The 18,488-nt window shown below is 69.7% G+C and carries 22 protein-coding genes and 2 tRNA genes; 17 read left to right on the plus strand and 7 right to left on the minus strand.

Annotated features, from left to right (window positions below):
• Window positions 1-11: 11 nt before the first annotated feature.
• From ACIBB8_RS20010 to ACIBB8_RS20020, 3 genes are all read left to right on the plus strand, one after another.
• A complete protein-coding gene (locus ACIBB8_RS20010) occupies window positions 12-1,295 on the plus strand; it encodes a glutamate-5-semialdehyde dehydrogenase (RefSeq protein WP_366136354.1) in 1,284 nt (427 codons plus the stop codon).
• A 65-nt stretch (window positions 1,296-1,360) separates the two neighbouring features.
• Entirely contained in the window at window positions 1,361-1,960 is a 600-nt protein-coding gene (locus ACIBB8_RS20015; RefSeq protein ID WP_398953853.1) for a hypothetical protein, read from the plus strand.
• Between the two features lie 228 nt (window positions 1,961-2,188).
• Entirely contained in the window at window positions 2,189-3,349 is a 1,161-nt protein-coding gene (locus tag ACIBB8_RS20020) for a hypothetical protein (RefSeq protein WP_398953855.1), read from the plus strand.
• Here the strand turns inward: ACIBB8_RS20020 and ACIBB8_RS20025 are convergent.
• Entirely contained in the window at window positions 3,294-4,400 is a 1,107-nt protein-coding gene (locus tag ACIBB8_RS20025; protein WP_398953857.1) for a M48 family metallopeptidase, read from the minus strand. The genes ACIBB8_RS20020 and ACIBB8_RS20025 overlap by 56 nt on opposite strands.
• Before the next feature lie 109 nt (window positions 4,401-4,509).
• Here ACIBB8_RS20025 and ACIBB8_RS20030 point away from each other — a divergent pair, with 109 nt between their 5' ends.
• From ACIBB8_RS20030 to ACIBB8_RS20060, 7 genes are all read left to right on the plus strand, one after another.
• Window positions 4,510-4,662: a hypothetical protein gene (locus ACIBB8_RS20030; RefSeq protein WP_398953859.1), complete on the plus strand. Its 153-nt coding sequence runs from the start codon at window positions 4,510-4,512 to the stop codon at window positions 4,660-4,662.
• 84 nt (window positions 4,663-4,746) lie between these two features.
• On the plus strand, window positions 4,747-4,911 hold the full coding sequence (locus ACIBB8_RS20035; protein WP_358859065.1) for a hypothetical protein: 165 nt from the start codon (window positions 4,747-4,749) through the stop codon (window positions 4,909-4,911).
• A 38-nt stretch (window positions 4,912-4,949) separates the two neighbouring features.
• Window positions 4,950-5,567: a nicotinate-nucleotide adenylyltransferase gene (gene nadD, locus ACIBB8_RS20040; protein ID WP_366139088.1), complete on the plus strand. Its 618-nt coding sequence runs from the start codon at window positions 4,950-4,952 to the stop codon at window positions 5,565-5,567.
• Between the two features lie 20 nt (window positions 5,568-5,587).
• Window positions 5,588-7,264: an LCP family protein gene (locus ACIBB8_RS20045; RefSeq protein ID WP_398953862.1), complete on the plus strand. Its 1,677-nt coding sequence runs from the start codon at window positions 5,588-5,590 to the stop codon at window positions 7,262-7,264.
• A 115-nt stretch (window positions 7,265-7,379) separates the two neighbouring features.
• On the plus strand, window positions 7,380-7,811 hold the full coding sequence (gene rsfS / locus ACIBB8_RS20050) for a ribosome silencing factor (protein WP_398953864.1): 432 nt from the start codon (window positions 7,380-7,382) through the stop codon (window positions 7,809-7,811).
• Window positions 7,808-8,464 (plus strand): histidine phosphatase family protein, encoded by a 657-nt coding sequence (locus ACIBB8_RS20055; protein WP_398953920.1) that lies wholly within the window; start codon window positions 7,808-7,810, stop codon window positions 8,462-8,464. The genes rsfS and ACIBB8_RS20055 overlap by 4 nt, the downstream gene beginning before the upstream one ends.
• 190 nt (window positions 8,465-8,654) lie before the next feature.
• A tRNA-Ala gene (locus tag ACIBB8_RS20060) sits at window positions 8,655-8,727 on the plus strand.
• A 92-nt stretch (window positions 8,728-8,819) separates the two neighbouring features.
• Here the strand turns inward: ACIBB8_RS20060 and ACIBB8_RS20065 are convergent.
• Window positions 8,820-9,737, minus strand: coding sequence for a helix-turn-helix transcriptional regulator (locus tag ACIBB8_RS20065; RefSeq protein ID WP_398953866.1), 918 nt, complete (start codon window positions 9,735-9,737; stop codon window positions 8,820-8,822).
• Window positions 9,738-9,839: 102 nt separating this feature from the next.
• On the opposite strand from ACIBB8_RS20065, the gene ACIBB8_RS20070 reads away from it, so the two are divergent.
• The 6 genes from ACIBB8_RS20070 to ACIBB8_RS20095 all read left to right on the plus strand — a co-directional run bounded on the left by ACIBB8_RS20070 (window position 9,840) and on the right by ACIBB8_RS20095 (window position 15,012).
• The gene (locus ACIBB8_RS20070; RefSeq protein WP_398953868.1) at window positions 9,840-11,330 is read left to right on the plus strand and encodes an MFS transporter; all 1,491 of its coding nucleotides are present in this window, start codon (window positions 9,840-9,842) and stop codon (window positions 11,328-11,330) included.
• Window positions 11,331-11,523: 193 nt separating this feature from the next.
• Window positions 11,524-11,757 carry a hypothetical protein gene (locus tag ACIBB8_RS20075; protein ID WP_018487125.1) on the plus strand — a complete coding sequence of 78 codons (234 nt, stop codon included), beginning with the start codon at window positions 11,524-11,526 and terminating at the stop codon, window positions 11,755-11,757.
• Between the two features lie 126 nt (window positions 11,758-11,883).
• Window positions 11,884-11,956, plus strand: a tRNA-Ala gene (locus ACIBB8_RS20080).
• A 232-nt stretch (window positions 11,957-12,188) separates the two neighbouring features.
• Window positions 12,189-13,118, plus strand: a complete 930-nt coding sequence (locus tag ACIBB8_RS20085) for a peptidoglycan-binding protein (protein ID WP_398953871.1) — start codon at window positions 12,189-12,191, stop codon at window positions 13,116-13,118.
• Window positions 13,115-13,810, plus strand: coding sequence for an ABC transporter ATP-binding protein (locus ACIBB8_RS20090; protein ID WP_398953873.1), 696 nt, complete (start codon window positions 13,115-13,117; stop codon window positions 13,808-13,810). Before ACIBB8_RS20085 ends, ACIBB8_RS20090 begins: the two co-directional genes overlap by 4 nt.
• Entirely contained in the window at window positions 13,807-15,012 is a 1,206-nt protein-coding gene (locus ACIBB8_RS20095) for an ABC transporter permease (protein WP_398953875.1), read from the plus strand. The genes ACIBB8_RS20090 and ACIBB8_RS20095 overlap by 4 nt, the downstream gene beginning before the upstream one ends.
• Here the strand turns inward: ACIBB8_RS20095 and ACIBB8_RS20100 are convergent.
• From ACIBB8_RS20100 to ACIBB8_RS20110, 3 genes are all read right to left on the minus strand, one after another.
• Window positions 14,955-15,836, minus strand: a complete 882-nt coding sequence (locus ACIBB8_RS20100; protein WP_398953922.1) for a Tn3 family transposase — start codon at window positions 15,834-15,836, stop codon at window positions 14,955-14,957. The two genes, ACIBB8_RS20095 and ACIBB8_RS20100, sit on opposite strands and share 58 nt — an antisense overlap.
• Window positions 15,837-15,962: 126 nt before the next feature.
• Window positions 15,963-16,331: a hypothetical protein gene (locus ACIBB8_RS20105; RefSeq protein WP_398953877.1), complete on the minus strand. Its 369-nt coding sequence runs from the start codon at window positions 16,329-16,331 to the stop codon at window positions 15,963-15,965.
• Between the two features lie 85 nt (window positions 16,332-16,416).
• A complete protein-coding gene (locus ACIBB8_RS20110) occupies window positions 16,417-17,271 on the minus strand; it encodes an ABC transporter permease (RefSeq protein WP_398953878.1) in 855 nt (284 codons plus the stop codon).
• Between the two features lie 86 nt (window positions 17,272-17,357).
• Here ACIBB8_RS20110 and ACIBB8_RS20115 point away from each other — a divergent pair, with 86 nt between their 5' ends.
• The gene (locus tag ACIBB8_RS20115) at window positions 17,358-17,540 is read left to right on the plus strand and encodes a hypothetical protein (RefSeq protein WP_398953880.1); all 183 of its coding nucleotides are present in this window, start codon (window positions 17,358-17,360) and stop codon (window positions 17,538-17,540) included.
• Between the two features lie 77 nt (window positions 17,541-17,617).
• Here ACIBB8_RS20115 and ACIBB8_RS20120 read toward each other — a convergent pair whose 3' ends face one another.
• Window positions 17,618-18,139 carry a transposase gene (locus ACIBB8_RS20120; protein WP_398953882.1) on the minus strand — a complete coding sequence of 174 codons (522 nt, stop codon included), beginning with the start codon at window positions 18,137-18,139 and terminating at the stop codon, window positions 17,618-17,620.
• Between the two features lie 121 nt (window positions 18,140-18,260).
• A complete protein-coding gene (locus tag ACIBB8_RS20125) occupies window positions 18,261-18,434 on the minus strand; it encodes a hypothetical protein (RefSeq protein ID WP_398953884.1) in 174 nt (57 codons plus the stop codon).
• Between the last annotated feature and the right edge of the window lie 54 nt (window positions 18,435-18,488).

Here is an 18,488-nt window from a genome sequence, read left to right on the forward strand (position 1 = left end):
ACCCTGCGGGCATGACCACGCTTTCGCCGTACGACAACATGTCCCCGGTCGCCCAGGCCGCCTACCGGGCACGCTCCGCCGCCGCCGACATCGCGCCACTGCCGCGTGCGGCCAAGGACGACGCGCTGCTGGCGATCGCGGACGCGCTGGAAGTGCGGACGAGCGAGATCGTCGAGGCCAACGCCGAGGACGTCGCCCGCGCCCGCGAGGCCGGCACCAGCGAGTCGATTGTCGACCGGCTCACCCTCACCCCCGAGCGGATCCGGGCCATCGCCGCCGACGTGCGGCACGTGGCGGCCCTGCCCGACCCGGTCGGCGAAGTGGTGCGCGGCTCGACCCTGCCCAACGGCATCGACCTGCGTCAGGTCCGGGTGCCGCTCGGCGTCGTCGGGATCATCTACGAGGCCCGGCCCAATGTGACGGTGGACGCCGCGGCGCTCTGCCTGAAGTCCGGCAACGCCGTCCTGTTGCGCGGCTCGTCGTCCGCGTACGCCTCCAACACCGCACTCGTCCGGGTGCTGCGCGACGCGGTCGGAGGTTCCGGGCTGCCGGCCGACGCGGTGCAGCTGGTGCCGGGCGAGAGCCGTGACTCGGTACGTGAGCTGATGCGGGCCCGTGGTCTCGTCGACGTACTGATCCCGCGCGGCGGCGCCTCGCTGATCCGTACGGTCGTGGAGGAATCGACGGTTCCGGTCATCGAGACCGGAACCGGCAACTGCCACGTGTACGTGGACGCCCGGACCGACCTCGACATGGCCGTCGACATCCTGATCAACTCCAAGGCCCAGCGCCCGAGCGTCTGCAACTCCGCCGAGACGCTGCTGGTCCACAAGGACATCGCCGCGGAGTTCCTGCCCCGGGCCCTGGACGCGCTGGCCGACGCAGGGGTGACGGTCCACGGTGACGAGCGGGTGCTGGAGTACGCCGACGGGTCCAAGGCCACCGTCGTGGCGGCGACCCCCGAGGACTGGGAGACCGAGTACCTCTCGTACGACATCGCGGCAGCCGTCGTCGAATCGCTGGACGCTGCGGTGGCACACATCCGGCTCTGGTCCTCGGGCCACACCGAGGCGATCGTCACCACCTCGCAGGCCGCCGCCCGCCGGTTCACCCAACTGGTGGATTCCACGACGGTCGCCGTAAATGCGTCCACCCGGTTCACCGACGGCGGGCAGTTCGGGTTCGGTGCGGAAATCGGGATCTCCACGCAGAAGCTGCATGCCAGGGGCCCGATGGGGCTGCCGGAGCTGACGTCGACGAAGTACATCGTGACCGGTGACGGTCACGTTCGGTGATCTCCGGACCCGGCGATTTTGCGCTCTCCCTGCCTAAAACGACCGGCCGGGGCTACGCTGAAGCTGTGCCGGACGACGTGGGGGGCAGGCCGTTTCCGGACGGCTGGGAGCCCGACGACGACCGCGGGGGCGCGGACGAGGACTTCGCCTCCGTGGTGTTCGACGAGGACTTCGTCCGGGCCGCCGAGTTCCATGAACCCACCGCGGTGGAGCGGCTGTTGGCCGCTGCCGAGGCGCGTGCCGAGGCCGAGGCGGCCCGAGCCCGCGCAGGCGGCGGCCCCAGCGACGACGAGTTCTTCGACGACGGGTACGGCCCGGGCGGCGACTACGGCCGCGGAAGCCCCTACGGCGACCCGATGGACCCCGATGGGCTGGGCGACGACGACAGCGGCCCCTACGGGCGCCACGGCGGCGCCCTGCGCCCCTACCGGGGTGGCGCACGCTGGCACCGGCCGGTGGCCTGGCTGCTCGCGCTGTTGATGGGCATCGGCATGGTCGCGCTGGCCTTCGCCGCGGTCTACCGGGGCGCCTCCGCCAACCGGCAGGACCAGGTGCCGCCGCCCGCCTCGACCGGCGTGGACAGCGCACCGGGTGTCGATGCCACCCCGTCCGCCCCCTCCGGATATTCCCGGCCTGCGGTCTCCATGGTGCCGCGCACGCCCTGAAGCGAAGCCGCCCCGGCGCATGAGAACCCGGCCCGAGTTCTCACCCGCCAGGGCGTTTACCTTCTTGGCAATCGACCTACTCTGAAGGTGTGACCCCTCCCCCCGGAGGGGGCTTCTCACTCGTCCGCACAGGCGAACTCGTGACGGACAGGCCCTGCCCGAGGCCTATCGGCCGAAGCAGAGCGTAGCGTGTCGGCCTCGGCCGGTGACGTGGAGTCGGGAGAAGTCATGGCAGGCCGTGAAGAACCGCCAGAAGGAGCATCCGGGAACGCAGCCGGTGGCGGCGAGGACGAGTACCGATCCGTCGTCTTCGACGAGTCGTTCGTCCGCGCTGCCCGGCTCCAGGAATTCTCCGCCCAGGAACGCATGGGCGAGCACGCCCGCGCCGTACGCAGCCTCCCCGCCCGGCGCCTGCGCACCGGCTCCCGGGCCGTCCTGACCCTCGTCGTCCTGATAGCCCTGGCCTTCGCCGCGGCCGTCTACATAGGCTTCCGGCATCCGTACCAGGCGCCCGTCGGCCGACGGGCCGAGGCACTCCGCTCGACCGTCATTCCCCTGGCACCTCGTGGCACCGTGCCCGGCGGAACGGCCGCCGGTCTCTTCGCCGCCAGCCCCGCCGCACAGTTCCGGACAGGTGCCTCAGGCATCAACTTCCCGATGGTCCGGCGGACGGACAACTTCTCGGACGGTCAGGTGATCACCGCCCTGACCACGGTCAAGGACTACCTGGTCGCGTCCTCCCTCGACCCCGCGGTCCTCACCGGCGGCGCGACCCGACCGGTGAAGCTCCTGCTTGACCCGGACCAGGTGAGTCAGTTCGACCGGAGCATGAGCCGTCCGGACGACGACGGGCAGCACGCCGCGGCCGGCTGGCTGGTGCGGTTCGACCCTGCGAAGGTGGCACTGGCCGACCCGGGCATTCGGGTCCAGGGCACCCTGGCCTACTCGGAGGAGGGGTCCGACACCCTGGAGGTGGTGTCGGACCACACCTTCACGTACGCCCTGCGCCCGGCCGTCTCCGGCCCCCAACAGGCAGGCGGCGTCTCCTTGTTCACCGTCCGGCGCGAGCTGCAGTTCCGCTTCGGCCGGGAGGACCTGCGGCTGCACCGGCTGGAGCTGCGGACCAGCTACGTCCAGGCCGGACCACAGGCGTGCTCGGCCGACACGACCGGCGCACTGCTTCCGCTGCTCGCCGGCCAGCGGGCGGTATCCCGCGGACCGGCGGGCACCGACCCGTACGCCCCGGGCAGGCCCGCTGGGGCGCTCTGCGGGGCGCTGGAGCTCAGCGCCCGCCCGTCCCGGGCTCCTGTGAGCGCTAGTGCCCCTCCCGGTACTAGCTCTCCGGGTCTTCCGGCCCCGACTGCCGGGTCCCTTCGGAGCCACCCGTAGCGCCACCCTTGCCGGCCGAGCCGCCGCCGGTGAACTTGTCGCGGAGCTTGCCGCCCAGGTCCCCGGCGCCGCCCGCTATGTCGCCGACCAGCTTCATCAGCGGATCCTTGCTGGTGCGCACCGAATCGGCGTAATGCGAGGCGGACTCCCGGAACGAGTCTGTCACCGAGGCGTCCTTGTCCTCATCACGCCGCAGGTAGTGGCCATCCATGATCCGCTGGTAGTCGCGGCTCTCGGACCACTTCTTCAGCTCGGCCGCGCGCACCGTGGTGAACGGGTGGGAGCGGGGCAGCATATTGAGGATCTTGAGCACGGAGTCGCGCAGGTCGCCGCCCTTCTCGTACTCGTCCGCCTGGGCGAGGAAGGCGTCCACGTTCATCTCGTGCAGATGGTTGCCACCGGCGACCTTCATCAGGCCACGCATCGACGCCTGCAGATCCTGGCCGACCAGCAGTCCCGCGCGGTCCGAGGAAAGTTCCGACTTGCGGAACCACTCACGCAGCGCCGTCACGATCGCCATGATCGCGACATTGCCGAGCGGAATCCAGGCGACCTTCAGCGCAAGATTGGTGAGGAACAACAGAATCGTGCGGTATACGGCGTGGCCGGAGAGGGCATGTCCCACCTCGTGGCCGACGACCGCCCGCATCTCCTCCTCGTCGAGCAGCTCCACCAGCCCCGTCGTCACCACGATGATCGGCTCGTCGAGACCGATACACATGGCATTGGGCTTCGGGTCCTGGGTGACGTACATCGGCGGGACCTTCTCCAGGTCCAGGATGTAACAGGCGTCGCGCAACATGTCGTTGAGATGGACGAACTGGGCGTCGCTCACCCGAACGGAGTCGGAGAGGAAGAGCAGCCGCAGACTGCGCTCGGGGAGCAGTCCGCTGAGAGCCTTGAACACGGTGTCGAACCCGCTCAGCTTGCGCAGGGCCACCAGGGCCGAGCGGTCCGCCGGGTGTTCGTACGCCCGGGACGAGATGCCGGCGAAACGCCTGCGCTGCCTGCTCGGCACGTTTTCGTGACTCGTGTGGCTGTTGTCGGTCATGGATGGCCCCCTGTTCGTACGAGACGTCGCGCGCCCCCTGACAGATCCCAGCGTAGGTGCTGGGGCTACGGTGTGCGGGGGGCTGTGGATAACTGAGGAGACGCCCAACATGCCGCACACCGTTGCTCTGCTCGCCGCCGCATCCGATGACCAGGGCCCGGGCAACACCATCCGGATCGTGCTGCTTGCCTCGCTCATCGGCTCGGCGCTGCTGGCGTGGTTCCTGCTCCGCGGATACCGCAACGACGACAACAAGGACTGAGTCGGCGTGAGCGTGTCCGAGGCGCCCGCATACGATGTCCGCGACGTCTTCCTTCCGACTCCCGATCGATAGGTCCTGCCGAAGATGAGCCTCACAAGCACCGCGCACCAGCTGGTCACTCTCGCCTCCGAGGGCGGCGAGCACGGTGGTAACCACGAAAGCCTCAACCCGTACCTGACCGGTGGCGGTGCGTTCGTCGTGCTGCTGCTCCTGCTGTGGATCACCACCCGCTTCAACCGCGACCGCTGAGGCCGAGGCGTACAGCTGTGCCAGTAGGGTCTGCACGCATGGGAGAGCAGGAAGTGCCTACCGGTGCCGCAAGACGCCGACTCGGTGTGATGGGCGGGACGTTTGACCCGATTCATCACGGACACCTGGTGGCGGCCAGCGAGGTGGCCGCCCGGTTCCACCTCGACGAGGTGATCTTCGTGCCGACCGGGCAGCCGTGGCAGAAGAGCCACAAGAATGTGTCCCCGGCCGAGGACCGCTATCTGATGACAGTCATCGCGACGGCGTCCAACCCGCAGTTCTCGGTCAGCCGCAGCGACATCGATCGTGGCGGACCGACGTACACGATCGATACGCTGCGGGACCTTCGCGCCATCCACGGCGACGCGGACCTCTTCTTCATCACCGGTGCCGACGCGCTCTCCCAGATCCTCACCTGGCGGGACGCCGAGGAGCTGTTCTCGCTGTCCCACTTCATCGGTGTGACGCGGCCGGGGCATGTGCTCACGGACGACGGGCTGCCGGAGGGCGGTGTCTCTCTTGTGGAGGTCCCCGCGCTCGCGATCTCGTCCACGGACTGCCGTGAGCGGGTCGCGCATGGGGATCCCGTCTGGTACCTGGTGCCCGACGGCGTGGTCCGATACATCGACAAGCGCCAGCTGTACCGCGGCGAATGAGCCACGGCGAGGGGGGACCGGTGAACGACCGACAGAACCCGTACGACCCGTACTACCAGCAGCCGCAGATCGTCGGCTACGACGAGTACGGGCAGCCGGTGTATCAGCAGCCCGGGCAGCAGCAGGAACAGCAGCCGCAGCAGTACGACCCGTACGCGCAGCAGGGGCAGCAGGCGCAGCAAGGGTACGGATATGACCCGTACGGCCAGCAGCAGTCACAGCAGTACGACCCGTATGCCTCCCAGCAGCAGGGTTATGGCTACGACGGGTACGGCTACGACACCGGCCGGCAGCCGGCCGCGGTCGACGCCACCGCGCAGTGGAGCATCCCGCAGCAGGCTCCCGCGCCCGCACCCGTATCCGCCCCGCAGCAGCCCGAACCGCCGTCCGGGTTCGGCTCCGAGCCCGAGCCGGCTGTTCCGGAGCAGCGCCGCGCGGACCGTGAGGACGGCAACGGGCAGTACTCCTTCATCGAGGAGCCCGACGAGGACTCCGAAGACGTCATCGACTGGCTGAAGTTCACCGAGAGCCGCAGCGAGCGGCGCGAGGAGGCACGGCGACGCGGCCGCAACCGGATGGTCGCGCTCGTGGTCGTGGTGGCCCTCGTCGTCGTCGGCGGTGTCGGCTACCTCTGGTCCGCGGGCAAACTCCCGGGCCTCGGCGGCTCGGAGAAGGAGAACACCGCGACGACGGGGCCGCAGCAGCGCGATGTCATCGTGGTCCATTTGCACAACACCAAGAAGGGCGGCACCTCCACGGCGCTGCTCGTCGACAACGTCACCACCAAGCAGGGGACCACGGTCCTGCTCCCCAACTCGCTCGCCGTCTCCGACGACGAGGGCAACACGACCACCCTCGGCAAGTCCGTCGACGACGACGGTTCGACCGGCACCCGCGAGTCGATCGACACGTTGTTCGGCACCAGGATCTCCGGTACGTGGCGGCTGGACACCCCGTACCTGGAGAACCTCGTCGATCTGGTCGGCAACATCGAGGTCGACACCGACACCGATGTACCCGACACCAAGAAGGACGTGTCCCCCCTCGTGAAGAAGGGCGAGGCGCAGACCCTGAGCGGGCAGATGGCCGTCGCGTACGCCACCTACCGGGGCCCCGGTGAGGCCGAGGCGAAGCAGCTGATGCGGTTCGGGCAGGTCATGCGTGGCGTGCTGCGGAAGATCTCGGACGATCCGAAGGCCGCCACGGTCACTGTGCAGACGCTGGCGCAGATCCTCGACCCGTCGCTGCCGGAGAAGGACCTCGGCGCGTCCCTGGCGAAGCTGGCCGAACACGCCAAGATCGGCGACTACACGACTGCGCTGCTGCCGGTGCAGGCCGACGGAACCCTGACCGACGCGGCCACCGAGAGTGTCGTCAAGGACATCCTCGGCGGCACGGTGAAGGCACCGGACCAGGACGCGGCCGTGCGGGTCGGGGTCAGGAACGGCACCGGGAACGCGGGCGGTACGGAGTCCGCCCGGATCGAGCTGGTCAACGGAGGCTATGCCTTCGTCGGCGGCGGGAACACCGGCACCGAGGCGTTGTCCGAGGTCCTCTACCGCGATGCGGCCGACAAGGAGAAGGCGACACAGGTCGCCAAGACCCTGGGTCTGCCGGTGAGCGCGGTGAAGCAGGGCAAGCCTGCCGCGAACGCGGATGTGTCCGTTGTTCTCGGCCAGGACTACAAGATCAAATAGTCGGGCTCCACCTCCTGGACGATCTCCAGGAACGATCTCCGGAAGATCGCTGCGTGGGCTGTCGGCGGTCCGTGAGACCCTAGAGGTTGATCTGACCGCCGACGAAAGCCTGCTTGTGACCGCCACGGACCGCTCCATCGAGCTCATCAACGCCGCCGCCCAGGCGGCCGCCGACCGGCTCGCGCACGACATCATTGCGTACGACGTCAGCGACGTGCTGTCGATCACGGACGCCTTCCTGCTGGCCTCGGCCCCCAACGACCGCCAGGTCAAGTCGATCGTCGACGAGATCGAGGAGCGGCTTCAGAAGGAGCTCGGCGCCAAGCCGGTGCGCCGTGAGGGTGAGCGCGACGCCCGCTGGATCCTCCTCGACTACGTCGACATCGTGATCCACGTCCAGCACAGCGAGGAGCGCGTCTTCTACGCGCTGGAGCGCCTGTGGAAGGACTGCCCCGAGATCGCGCTGCCCGAGGACGCCGTCAAGACCCGAGGGAAGGCCGCGGAGCACGCCCAGCTCACCGGCGGCATGGAAGGTGACCAGAGCTGAACGGCAGCAGCAGCGGCAGCAGGGGTCGCAGGATCGTCCTCTGGCGACATGGCCAGACTGCGTGGAACCTGGAGCGCCGATTCCAGGGCTCCACGGACATCGAGCTCACCGAGACCGGCGTCGGGCAGGCCCACCGGGCCGCCCGGCTGCTCGCCTCACTGAAGCCGGATGCCATCGTCGCCTCGGATCTGCGGCGGGCGGCGGCCACGGCCGCCGAGCTCGCCGCGATCACCGGGCTCGACATCGCCCATGACGCGGGACTGCGCGAGACCTACGCGGGTGCCTGGCAGGGCCTCACCCACGAAGAGATCGTCGAGCGGTACGAGGAGCAGTACGCCGCGTGGAAGCGGGGCGAGCCCGTACGGCGCGGCGGCGGCGAACTGGAGACCGAGGTCGCCGACCGGGCCGCCCCCGTCGTGCTCGATCACGCCGACAAGCTGCCCGACGGCGGCACGCTCGTCGTGGTCAGTCACGGCGGCACCATCCGCACCACCATCGGGCGGCTGCTCGGCCTGGAAGCGCGCCACTGGGAAGGGCTGGGCGGGCTCTCCAACTGCTGCTGGTCGGTGCTGGGCGAGGGCGCGCGCGGCTGGCGCCTGCTGGAGCACAACGCAGGCACCCTGCCCGAACCCGTGCTCGGCGACTACGCCTAACGGCCTCCCCCGCGATGGGGAGTGGATCGGCGAGCGGAGTCGCAGGGCGTCGGGAGCCCACTCCCCATCGCGGGGGAGGTCGTAAGACGTCTCTCCGGGCGGCGTCGGCCGGATTTCACTTTCTGGCTGGTCACAGGCTAAAGTTCTTCTTGTTCGCAGCGCGGAAACGCAGGGAAACACAGCGAGCAGCGGGGCTATAGCTCAGTTGGTAGAGCGCCTGCATGGCATGCAGGAGGTCAGGAGTTCAATTCTCCTTAGCTCCACAATCAGGATCCCGTCCCCGGCAGGGGGCGGGATCCTTGCGTTCCCCCAGGTGTTCCTGGATGCGGCTGTGTTCCCGCACGGGTGCGGCCACTCACCCTTGGCGGCGTCGGCGCAGCGCCGCGACCTGCTCCGCGCTCTCCTCGTCAGCGGGTGTGTACGCCACGATCCGGCACTCCGGAAGCCCGTTGATGGACAGTGACACCGACGTCATCCGTATCTCGCGCTCCGCCGCCCGGTGACGGAACGTCTTCACCCGTGGACCCGGCGGGGCGACATCCCCGCTCCGCCAGAGCTCGGCGAAGTACGGACTGGCCGCGGAGAGGCGATCCACCAATGACTCCCAGGCCGGCTCGCCGGTATGGCGCCCGTAGGCCCCGCGCAGCGTCGCCACCATGATCGGCAGCTCCTGGGTCCGGTGCACGACCGGGCAGTCCTCCTCGGGCACCGTGAACAGCCTCCACAGCACGTTCGGTGCCCCCGACTCAGTCAGTGCGGGCACGTCGAACAGGTCGAGGTAGGCGGCATTGGTGGCGAGGACGTCGTACCTCGTGTTGTAGACGACCGCGGGATGCGGGTCGAGGGCGTCGATGATGCCCTGGATCTCCGGGCCGACCTCGATCGTGTCGGCCTGCCTGCCCGGCGCGTACGCCACCTCCGCCAGCTGATAGAGGTGTTCGCGCTCGGGGCCGTCCAGCCGGAGCGTCCGCGCCACGGCGTCCAGCACCTGTGGTGAGGCATTGATGGGGCGGCCCTGCTCCAGCCACGTGTACCAGGTGACACCGACCCCGGAGAGCTGGGCGACCTCCTCGCGGCGCAGGCCCGGAGTGCGGCGGCGCAGGCCCGGCGGCATGCCTACGTCGGCGGGCGTCACCCGGGCCCGGCGACTGCGCAGGAAGGCGGCCAGCTCCGACCGCCGACGGTGCGACTGATGTCGTCGCCGGGTCGGCCGGTTCGGGGCCGGATCTCGCTCGTGGTCCTGCGTGTTGTGCTGTGTCGTCACCGTCGTCACACCCCCATGGTCGGTGCCCCGCAGCGGAGTTGCCAGGTGCTGCCAGTACCAGCATCGGTGGGCTCTCGTTACCCGTATGAGGCCGGCGGCACGCTTCGAGTCATGACAGCGACATCCGAGGCAACTCCACGTTCCGTACCCAGTAAAGACGGCACCAATGACAACGGCGTCACGGACGGACATCCCGGCCGGCTGCTCGCCCTGGTCCTGGCCGCCCAGTTCATGGCCCTGCTGGACACCTTCATCGTCAATGTCGCCGCCCCGACGATCCGCACCGAATTCGGCGCCTCCGGTGCTGGGTTACAGCTCGTCGTGGCCGGCTACACCATTACGTACGCCGTTCTGCTGGTCACGGGCGCCAGGCTCGGGGGGCTGCTCGGCCACGGACGTGCCCATCTGGCCGGGCTTGCGGTCTTCACCGCTGCCTCACTCGCCTGCGGACTGGCCGCGGACACCGGACAGTTGATCGCCTTCCGGCTGACCCAGGGGATGGGTGCGGCGGTGATGATTCCGCAGGTGCTCAGCCTGATCCAGCGGCACTTCACCGGTGCGGCGCGGATCCGGGCGCTCGGTGCCTACAGCGCGGTCCTCGCCACCGGCGCGGCCGCCGGGCAGGTGGCGGGCGGGGTGCTGGTCAGCGCCGATCTGTTCGGGGCGGGTTGGCGGCCGGTCTTCCTGGTGAACGTACCGATCGGGCTGGTTCTGCTGGTGCTCGGCCGACGCGTGTTGCCACGCGAACCGCGTACCGGGCAGACCAGGGAGGAAGCGCGGGCCCGTGGGCTCGATCTGCCGGGCCTGGTCCTTCTCACCGCCGCCGTCACGCTGTTCGCCGTGCCTCTTGTCCTCGGGCAGGAGTTGGACTGGCCGGCCTGGTCCTGGGTCTGCCTGCTCGCCTCCGTCGTGTTCTTCGCCGGGTTCGTCGCGTACGAGACACGGCTGGCCGCGGGCGGCGGCGCACCCCTGATCGCCCTCAGGGTGCTGCGTATTCGCGGAATCGCGTCGGCGGCGCTGCGGATTCTGCTGGTGATGGCGATCAACGCGGGCTTCCTCTTCGCGATGACGCTGCACGTCCAGGGCGGTCTCGGCTACTCGGCGCTGCGTGCCGGGCTGATGTTCGCACCGACCGCGGTGGTCTTCGGCGCGGTCGGGCTGACCTGGCGCCGGTGGCCGACGAGTCTCCAAAGGGGGCTGGTTCCGGGCGGGTTCGTCCTGGTGGCCGTCGCCTCGGTGGGGATCGGACTGGTGATGCGCGACGGCGGGGACGGCGGATTCATGCTGTATGCGGCTTTGGTCGCCATGGGGGCGGGCGTGTCGCTGGCATTCAGTCCCCTCCTTGCCCGCGCACTGGCCGACGTGCGGCCCGAGGACGCCGCCGACGCCAGTGGTGTGCTGGTGACCGTCACTCAGCTGGGTCAGCTCATCGGTGTCGCGACGTTCGGCACGCTGTACCTCAACCGCCTTGATGCGTCAGGGGCGCACGGGGCCGGCCATGCGCTGTGGGTGTGCGCCCTCGCGCTGTCGGTGGCCGCGATCGTGGGCGTGTCGGCCGGTCTTGTAAGGCGTCGGCAACGGGTCGATTCCCAGCAGGGCTGACCCCCTTGCGGGGTCATGGCAGAATCGGACCGCCGGAGGGGGCGACGGACCGAACGGGAGGGAGCGCGCGATGCCTGCGAGCCGCCACGAGGTCGCGGACCTGCCCCTTGTTCCCGGAGTTCCTGAAGTTCCGAGAGAGAACGGCGGCATCTCCCGCATGCGCACGGCCCGCGGCCACGGCCGGAGCTGACCCATGGGTGCACACAGGCGGAAGTGCGACTGGTGCGGCAGCGGTACGCCCATTGTCCGGGACATGGATCCGATCAATGCCGAGTACCAGTACTGGTGCGAGGAGTGTGCGCGGGCGCTGATCATAAAAGGCGACCCGATCGAGACGTACCGGGAGCTGGAGGGGGAGCCGATCTACGGACGGCTGTTGGAGGAGCACTGCACCCTGAAGCGCTTCTACTCCTTCGCGACCGCCTGAGCGCCGTGTCGCACAACCTCCCAGAATTGGGGCAAATCGACTCCCGGGGGAATCGATTTGGTGGTGGGCCGGGGTGACCGTGTAATGTTCTCGATGTCGCCAGGGAAACCGGGCGGAAAACAGCACGGGGCTATAGCTCAGTTGGTAGAGCGCCTGCATGGCATGCAGGAGGTCAGGAGTTCAATTCTCCTTAGCTCCACAGGGAAGTAACAGGAAGCGGGGGGGGGGCCCCGGGGGGGGCGCCCCCCGGCGCGGGGGGGGGGTAACTGGGCGCCCCCCCCCCCGGCCGCCCGCGTGGGGCTAGCACTCCCCCCCCCCCCGGCGCCCCGGGGCCGGCGGGGGGGGGGGGGGCCGGGGCCGGGGGGGGGGGGGGGGGGGGGGGCGCGGCGGCGGCCCCCCCCCACGACGCGCTGCCGCCCAGGACCGCCGAGGTGACCCGGCAGACACTCACCGACTCCCGGAGCGAGGACGCAGAGCTCGGCTACGGATCCACGATCACCGCGACCGGCAATCTGTCCGGCACCCTCACCGAACTGCCCGCCGCCGGCCGGAAGATCACCCGCGGACAGGCGCTGTACGAGGTGGACGAACACCCGGTGACCTTGATGTACGGCTCGGTGCCCGCGTATCGCGTACTCAAGACGGGCACCGAGGGGACCGACGTGAAGCAACTGGAGAAGAACCTGAAAGCGCTCGGCTACACCGGCTTCGCCGTTGACGACGAGTACACCGACAGCACGGCCGCAGCGGTCGAGGAGTGGCAGAAGGACCGGGGCCTGGAAGAAACGGGGACCGTGGAGCCGGGGCAGGTGGTGTTCACGTCCGGCCCCGTCCGCGTGGACACCCTCGTGGCCGCGAAGGGCGACCGGACCGGCCCGAACCAGAAGGTGCTGTCGTACACCGGCACCACCAAGGTCGTCACCGTGGAACTCGACACCACCGACCAGCGGTTGGCCGAGCAAGGCAGAAAGGTCACCGTGACGCTTCCGGACGACACGAAGGTCGACGGCCGTATCGCACAGGTCTCCACGATCATCGAGGCGGGCAGCGGAGAGCAGGACGAGGCGAAGACCAAGGTGGAAGTGGTCGTCGCGCTCGACGGTGCGAAGGCACAGAAGGCGGCGGACAAGTACGCCCTGGCCGCGGTGCACGTCGACTTCACCGCGGGCAGGCGCAAGAACGTCCTCACCGTTCCGGTCGCCGCACTGCTGGCGCTCGAGGAGGGCGGTTTCGGCGTGGAGGTCGTCAAGGGCTCGACGACCTCCTACGTCCCCGTCACCACCGGCCTCTTCGCCGGCGGCCGAGTCGAGGTCAGCGGCGACGGTGTCACCGAGGGCACGAAGGTGGGGATGCCGGAGTGATCACCCTGACGGACGTGACCAAGGTCTACGGCGGTGGCGTCACCGCCCTAGCCGGAGTAACGCTGACGATCGCCGACGGCGAGCTGGTCGCCATCGTCGGCCCGTCCGGCTCCGGCAAGTCCACGATGCTCAACATGCTGGGCACCCTGGACCGTCCCACCTCGGGCAGCGTGCAGATCAGCGGATACGACGTGGGCACCCTGTCGGAGAACCAGCTCTCCGCACTGCGCGCCCGCCATATCGGCTTCGTCTTCCAGCAGTTCCACCTTGCCGCGGGCACCTCGGCTCTCAAGAACGTGGCCGACGGGCTGCTGTACTCAGGGCTGCGGACCGACGAGCGGAACCGCCGCGCCGCGGCGGCACTGGCCAGGGTGGGCCTCGGGCACCGCCTGGAGCACCGGCCGCACGAACTGTCCGGCGGCGAACGCCAGCGGGTCGCGGTCGCCCGAGCCGTCGCCGGTGACCCGTCCCTGCTGCTCGCCGACGAACCGACCGGTGCCCTGGACTCCGCCTCCGGGGCCGGGGTGATGGAGCTGCTGCGCGAACTGCACGCGGGCGGCACCACGGTGGTCATCATCACCCACGACCAGGAGATCGCCGCGTCCCTGTCCCGCCAGGTGCGGATGCGCGACGGCCAGGTGATCGCCGACACCGCACAGCCCGGGTTCGCCCTCTCGGAGGCGGGCCGATGACCACGGAAGCACTGCGGCCGGCCCGACTGCGGTCGCTCGACGTGGCCAAGGTCGGCGCGGTCGGCCTGCGCACCCGCCCGCTGCGGGCGTTCCTCTCCTCGCTGGGCATCGCCATCGGCATCGCGGCCATGATCGCCGTGGTCGGGATCTCGTCCTCCTCCCGCGCCGAACTCGACCGTACGCTGGCCTCGCTGGGCACCAATCTGCTCACCGTCTCACCGGGCAACACCCTGATGGGAGGGGAAGCCCAACTGCCGCTGCCGGCCGAGTCGATGGTCGGCAGGATCGGCCCGGTGGAATCGGTGTCGGCCATCGGACGACTGACCGATGCCAAGGTCTACCGGACGGAGAAGATCCCGAAGGTCGAGACGGGTGGCATCGCGGCGTACGCGGCCCGCACCGGTCTGCGCTCCACGACCGGCGCCAAGCTGGCCGACGGCACCTGGCTCAACGCCGCCACGAGCCGCTACCCGGCCACGGTCCTCGGCGCCACCGCGGCGGAACGTCTCGGGATCAGCCATGCCGGACCCGGCATCCGGGTGCTGGTGGGAGGCCGGTGGTTCACCGTCGTCGGCATCCTGCAGCGGGTTCCGCTCGCCCCCGAGCTGGACGTCGCGGCTCTGATCGGCTGGCAGGCGGCCAGGACCGAGCTGGGCTTCGACGGCCACGCGACCACGATCTACACCCGCGCCGCGGATGCGCACGTCACAGGGGTCCAGTCGGTCCTGGGCGCCACCGCCAACCCGGAGGCACCGAATGAGGTGCAGGTCTCCCGTCCCTCCGACGCGCTGGCCGCCAAGCAGGCGGCGGGCAAGGCGTTCACCGGCCTGTTGCTGGGCCTGGGCGCGGTGGCGCTGCTCGTCGGCGGTGTCGGGGTGGCCAACACCATGGTCATCTCGGTTCTGGAACGCCGGGCCGAGATCGGCCTGCGCCGCTCGCTGGGCGCCACCCGGGGCCAGATCCGCACCCAGTTCCTCGCCGAGTCACTGCTGCTCTCCGGCCTGGGCGGAGCCGGCGGGGCACTGCTGGGAACCGCCGTCACCGCCGGATACGCGCTGTACCAGGGCTGGCCGACCGTCGTTCCGCCGTGGGCGGTGGCCGGTGGCGTCGCCGCCACCTTCGCCATCGGCGGACTGGCAGGCGTCTACCCGGCCGTCCGTGCCTCCCGCCTCTCCCCTACGGAAGCGCTCGCGACACCGTAGTGCCGTGCACCGGCCCGTGCGCCGGTACTCGCAGCCGCGCTGGCCGCCGGGGTCGGGGCCGCCGCTCCGCTCGGCGTCGCACGCCCCGCGTGGGCGGCTCCGACCGCCCCCGGCCCGATACGATCCCGTGAAACGTCGGACTGCGCGGCTGCGCAGTCCTTCCTCAAAGCAGCCGCGCGCGCAATTTCTCCCTCGTATGATCGGCCGCTCCTACCCCTCGCCATCGTCCTTCTCGCCGGTCGAGGGTTCACGCAGCGGCCTGCGGCCGGCCTCCTGAGGCCGGAAGAACGCGTAGCGGCCGAGGAAGTTGGTGTGGTCGAACTGCAGGGGGACAAGCGGGCCAGCAGGTCGTCGGTGACGGGGAAGCCGTCGGCGGCGAGCTGCTTGGCCGCGCGGTCGAGGTAGAGGCTGCTCGACAGCACCACGGCGTTCAGGGCCAGGCCGAGCGCGCCGAGCTGGTCTTCCATGCCCTCGTGGTAGTTCTGCCGCAGCTCGCCGCGCCGGCCGAAGAAGATTCGCCGGGCCAAGCGGTGGCGGGCCTCGGTGATATTCAGCTGCTTGCCGATCATGCGGCGGTAGCCGTCGTCGGAGATGAACTGCAGCAGGTGCAGGATCTTGAAGATCCGCCCGTAGTGGGCGAAGGCGTCGCCCAGCCCGGTCGGGCGCCCGTCCCGGGACAGCATGCGGATCAGATCGTGCCCGCGGACCTCACCCAGGATCAGGGAGCCGGCTACGCGCAGCATGTCGCCCCAGTGCGCGCGGATCCGGTCCAGGCGAACCGTGTGCCGAGAGGCGACCTGCAAGGGCCCGTAGTCGGCGCTCAGCCCGGGCCAGCAGCCGAGAGCCCATCAAGACGTCCAGCAGGTCCAGGGCGTCGTCCCCCAAGGCGGCTTCCAGGTGCCGTACGGTGGCCAGCATCGTCGCGGTCTTCCTGGTCTCTTGCAGATCCCTCAGTGTCGGTGCCTTCGAGGCCATCCCGTACCGGGCCAGCGCGGCCATGCGGGCAGCCGACACCTCGCCGGTGTCCACCTGGCCGGCGCCCAGGCCACGGATCTCTTGGGCCGGTTGAGGGCCTTGCGCATCGCCGTCCCCGACACCCTCATCGGCGCGGTCCGTAGCCGCTCCAGTTCCGGCACCCGCCTCCCGGGCGGCACCTTCAGCAGCTCACGCATCGCCTGCCGCAGGTCGTCCGGCACCGCGGCGTCCGACGTCCGGTGCAGCTCGGCCATTTTCTGGGCGTGGGTCTCGGCCACCAGCCGGGTCAGCGTCGTGATCCCCGGCAGCAGTACCCGCCTTGTGATCCAGGCGGACAGGATCACCGCCCTCATCGAGGCTGCGACAAGCTTCCGGAGCCTCGCCCTGGCATGTGCCTCGGGGCGCGATATCCGCTCCCCGGAGGCACGTTCACACGTCGCGGCGTCGCACGACGACCACCGCGAGCACGACCGCGACGAGCGGCCAGAGCGCGTACACGATCCAGGATCCGGGGACCGTGGCGGTGAACATGTGCGAGTCGGGCGACGGCCCCCAGTTCTGGACCAGGCGCCTCCAGGCGCTGATGACCATCGCGTGGTTGATGTCGGCGGACCAGTGCTTGCTCTGTGAGAAGAGCGTCGGCAGCATCAGCAGCGTGAAGGCGCTGGTGACCATGGTCGCGGCGCTGTGCCGGATCAGGACGCCGAGGCCCAGGCCGATCAGTGCGCAGACCGGTGCCAGCAGCGCGGACGCCACCAGCGCCCTGAGCACCCCGGGGTGGGTGATCGGGACCCCGGCGTGCCGCCCGTTCAGGATGGCCTGAGAGACCAGGAAGGAACCGGTGGAGATGGCCGTGCCGACCGCGGTCCAGAGCGCGGCGACGACGACCGCCTTGGCCAGCACCACCGAACCGCGGGCAGGGACGGCCACGGTGGTGGTGCGGATCAGGCCGCTGCTGTACTCGCTCACGACGGTGATGGCGCCGATGCTGCCGGCGACGAGCAGCAGCGTCCAGTAGCCGGCCGTCGGATAGGCGTCGAAGGGCAGGAAGTCAGGGGGCTGCCGCGTGCTCGGGCTGAGGCCCGCGAGGTTGTTGTAGTCCGCCAGCGCGGCTGCGGCGGCGGACCCAATGACGAACAGGGTGGTGAGTGCGATCGTCCACGGGGTGGAGCGCAGGGACCGCATCTTGATCCACTCGGAGGCGAGCAGGTCGCGGAAGCGGGCGGGCGGCTCGGCGACGGGCGCAGTCGAGGTGGTGATGGGGGCGGAGGCGAGTGGGGTCATCGGGGCTGTCCTGCCAGATATTCGACGCTGTCGGCGGTGAGTTCCATGAAGGCCTCCTCCAGTGAGGCGGTTCGGGTGAACAGCTCGTGCAGCATGATCTGGTGGTCGAAGGCAAGTGCTCCGATCCGGTCCGCCGGAAGCCCGGTCACGGCGAGCTCGGCGTCAGCGAACGGACGGTGGCGCGCCGCATCGCCCGTCTCCAGGAAGTCCTGGGCGCGCAGACCCGCTTCCAGCTCGGCGTCCAGGCCGGCCGCCGCGGCTGGCTCTGAGCGCCCGGACGCCGAGGAACACCGCCACCTCCAGCGCGATCGCCCGCCGTCCCGGCTCCGGCCCGGTCACCTATCGGTCATCCATCCCAGTCGCCGCAGGCGCCCTTTGCGAGCTGGAATTCTTCTTCGATCTTCCAGCGGCGGGTGATCACGTCGATCAGGGTCGCCAGTGTGACGGACGTGGCGGAGTAGCAGCGGTAGAAGGAGAGTTCGCCGGTGTAGCGGTGGCGGCGGACGACCAGATACGTGTGCCTCGCATCGCCGGCCTCATTAACGATCAACACCACGTTCTCGTCGGCGAGTTCACCCGCAGTCCAGGCGGCGAGCCGGTCACGGGCCACATCGTGGTCGAAGCCGGAGCGTGAGAGGAAGTGCTGCAGGCAGTGCGGGCCGCAGTGGCCAAAAGCCTCGGCGAGCGTCCAGCAGTTGCGGGTGTCCAGCTCCATCAGCATCGCCTGGGTCATCTCCCGTGCCACCAGCAGCGGTTCTCGGCCCGGAAAGCAGTCCGCGATCTCGCCCATCGCCGCCCCGAGCGCCGCCGTCCACGCCTGCTGGGCTATCGCAGCCTCCACGGTCACCTGATCCTTGATCGTCGTCATAAACGTTCATGATCACGGTGGCCGTTCCCTTGCCCACGGGCACCCTCGCAACATCCTGACCAGCACGAACGCATCAACGATCAAGAAATACAGCTGCCGTGTCTTTTCCATATGGACATCGTCACGCTTCGGCAGAAAGCACCACCCCTTCGCGAATGCTCATATGGCGGGGGATCAACTCCTCGGTGGCCGCCTGCTGCGCACCAATGTCCACGCCCAGGGCGCGACCCCCAGAGTGTGGCGCCGAACTTAGCCCTCGTACTTGGCGGATGACCGCCATGTCGAATTCCGCCATCCGCAGCCCCTAGTCGCCATCGCGGCGCAGTGGAAGAGTCCCGGTGCGCTGCCC

The sequence above is a fragment of the Streptomyces sp. NPDC051286 genome, assembly GCF_044455345.1.
Taxonomy (GTDB): domain Bacteria; phylum Actinomycetota; class Actinomycetes; order Streptomycetales; family Streptomycetaceae; genus Streptomyces.

Bases quoted from the DNA above. Each gene is read 5' to 3' on its own strand.
- ACIBB8_RS20110 (WP_398953878.1), bottom strand. From the start codon at position 17,271: ATGACCCCACTCGCCTCCGCCCCCATCACCACCTCGACTGCGCCCGTC.
- ACIBB8_RS20120 (WP_398953882.1), bottom strand. From the start codon at position 18,139: ATGACGACGATCAAGGATCAGGTGACCGTGGAGGCTGCGATAGCCCAG.
- ACIBB8_RS20075 (WP_018487125.1), top strand. From the start codon at position 11,524: ATGGGTGCACACAGGCGGAAGTGCGACTGGTGCGGCAGCGGTACGCCC.
- ACIBB8_RS20095 (WP_398953875.1), top strand. From the start codon at position 13,807: ATGACCACGGAAGCACTGCGGCCGGCCCGACTGCGGTCGCTCGACGTG.
- ACIBB8_RS20030 (WP_398953859.1), top strand. From the start codon at position 4,510: ATGCCGCACACCGTTGCTCTGCTCGCCGCCGCATCCGATGACCAGGGC.
- nadD (WP_366139088.1), top strand. From the start codon at position 4,950: ATGGGAGAGCAGGAAGTGCCTACCGGTGCCGCAAGACGCCGACTCGGT.
- ACIBB8_RS20025 (WP_398953857.1), bottom strand. From the start codon at position 4,400: ATGACCGACAACAGCCACACGAGTCACGAAAACGTGCCGAGCAGGCAG.
- ACIBB8_RS20035 (WP_358859065.1), top strand. From the start codon at position 4,747: ATGAGCCTCACAAGCACCGCGCACCAGCTGGTCACTCTCGCCTCCGAG.
- ACIBB8_RS20010 (WP_366136354.1), top strand. From the start codon at position 12: ATGACCACGCTTTCGCCGTACGACAACATGTCCCCGGTCGCCCAGGCC.
- ACIBB8_RS20020 (WP_398953855.1), top strand. From the start codon at position 2,189: ATGGCAGGCCGTGAAGAACCGCCAGAAGGAGCATCCGGGAACGCAGCC.
- ACIBB8_RS20125 (WP_398953884.1), bottom strand. From the start codon at position 18,434: ATGGCGGAATTCGACATGGCGGTCATCCGCCAAGTACGAGGGCTAAGT.
- ACIBB8_RS20070 (WP_398953868.1), top strand. From the start codon at position 9,840: ATGACAGCGACATCCGAGGCAACTCCACGTTCCGTACCCAGTAAAGAC.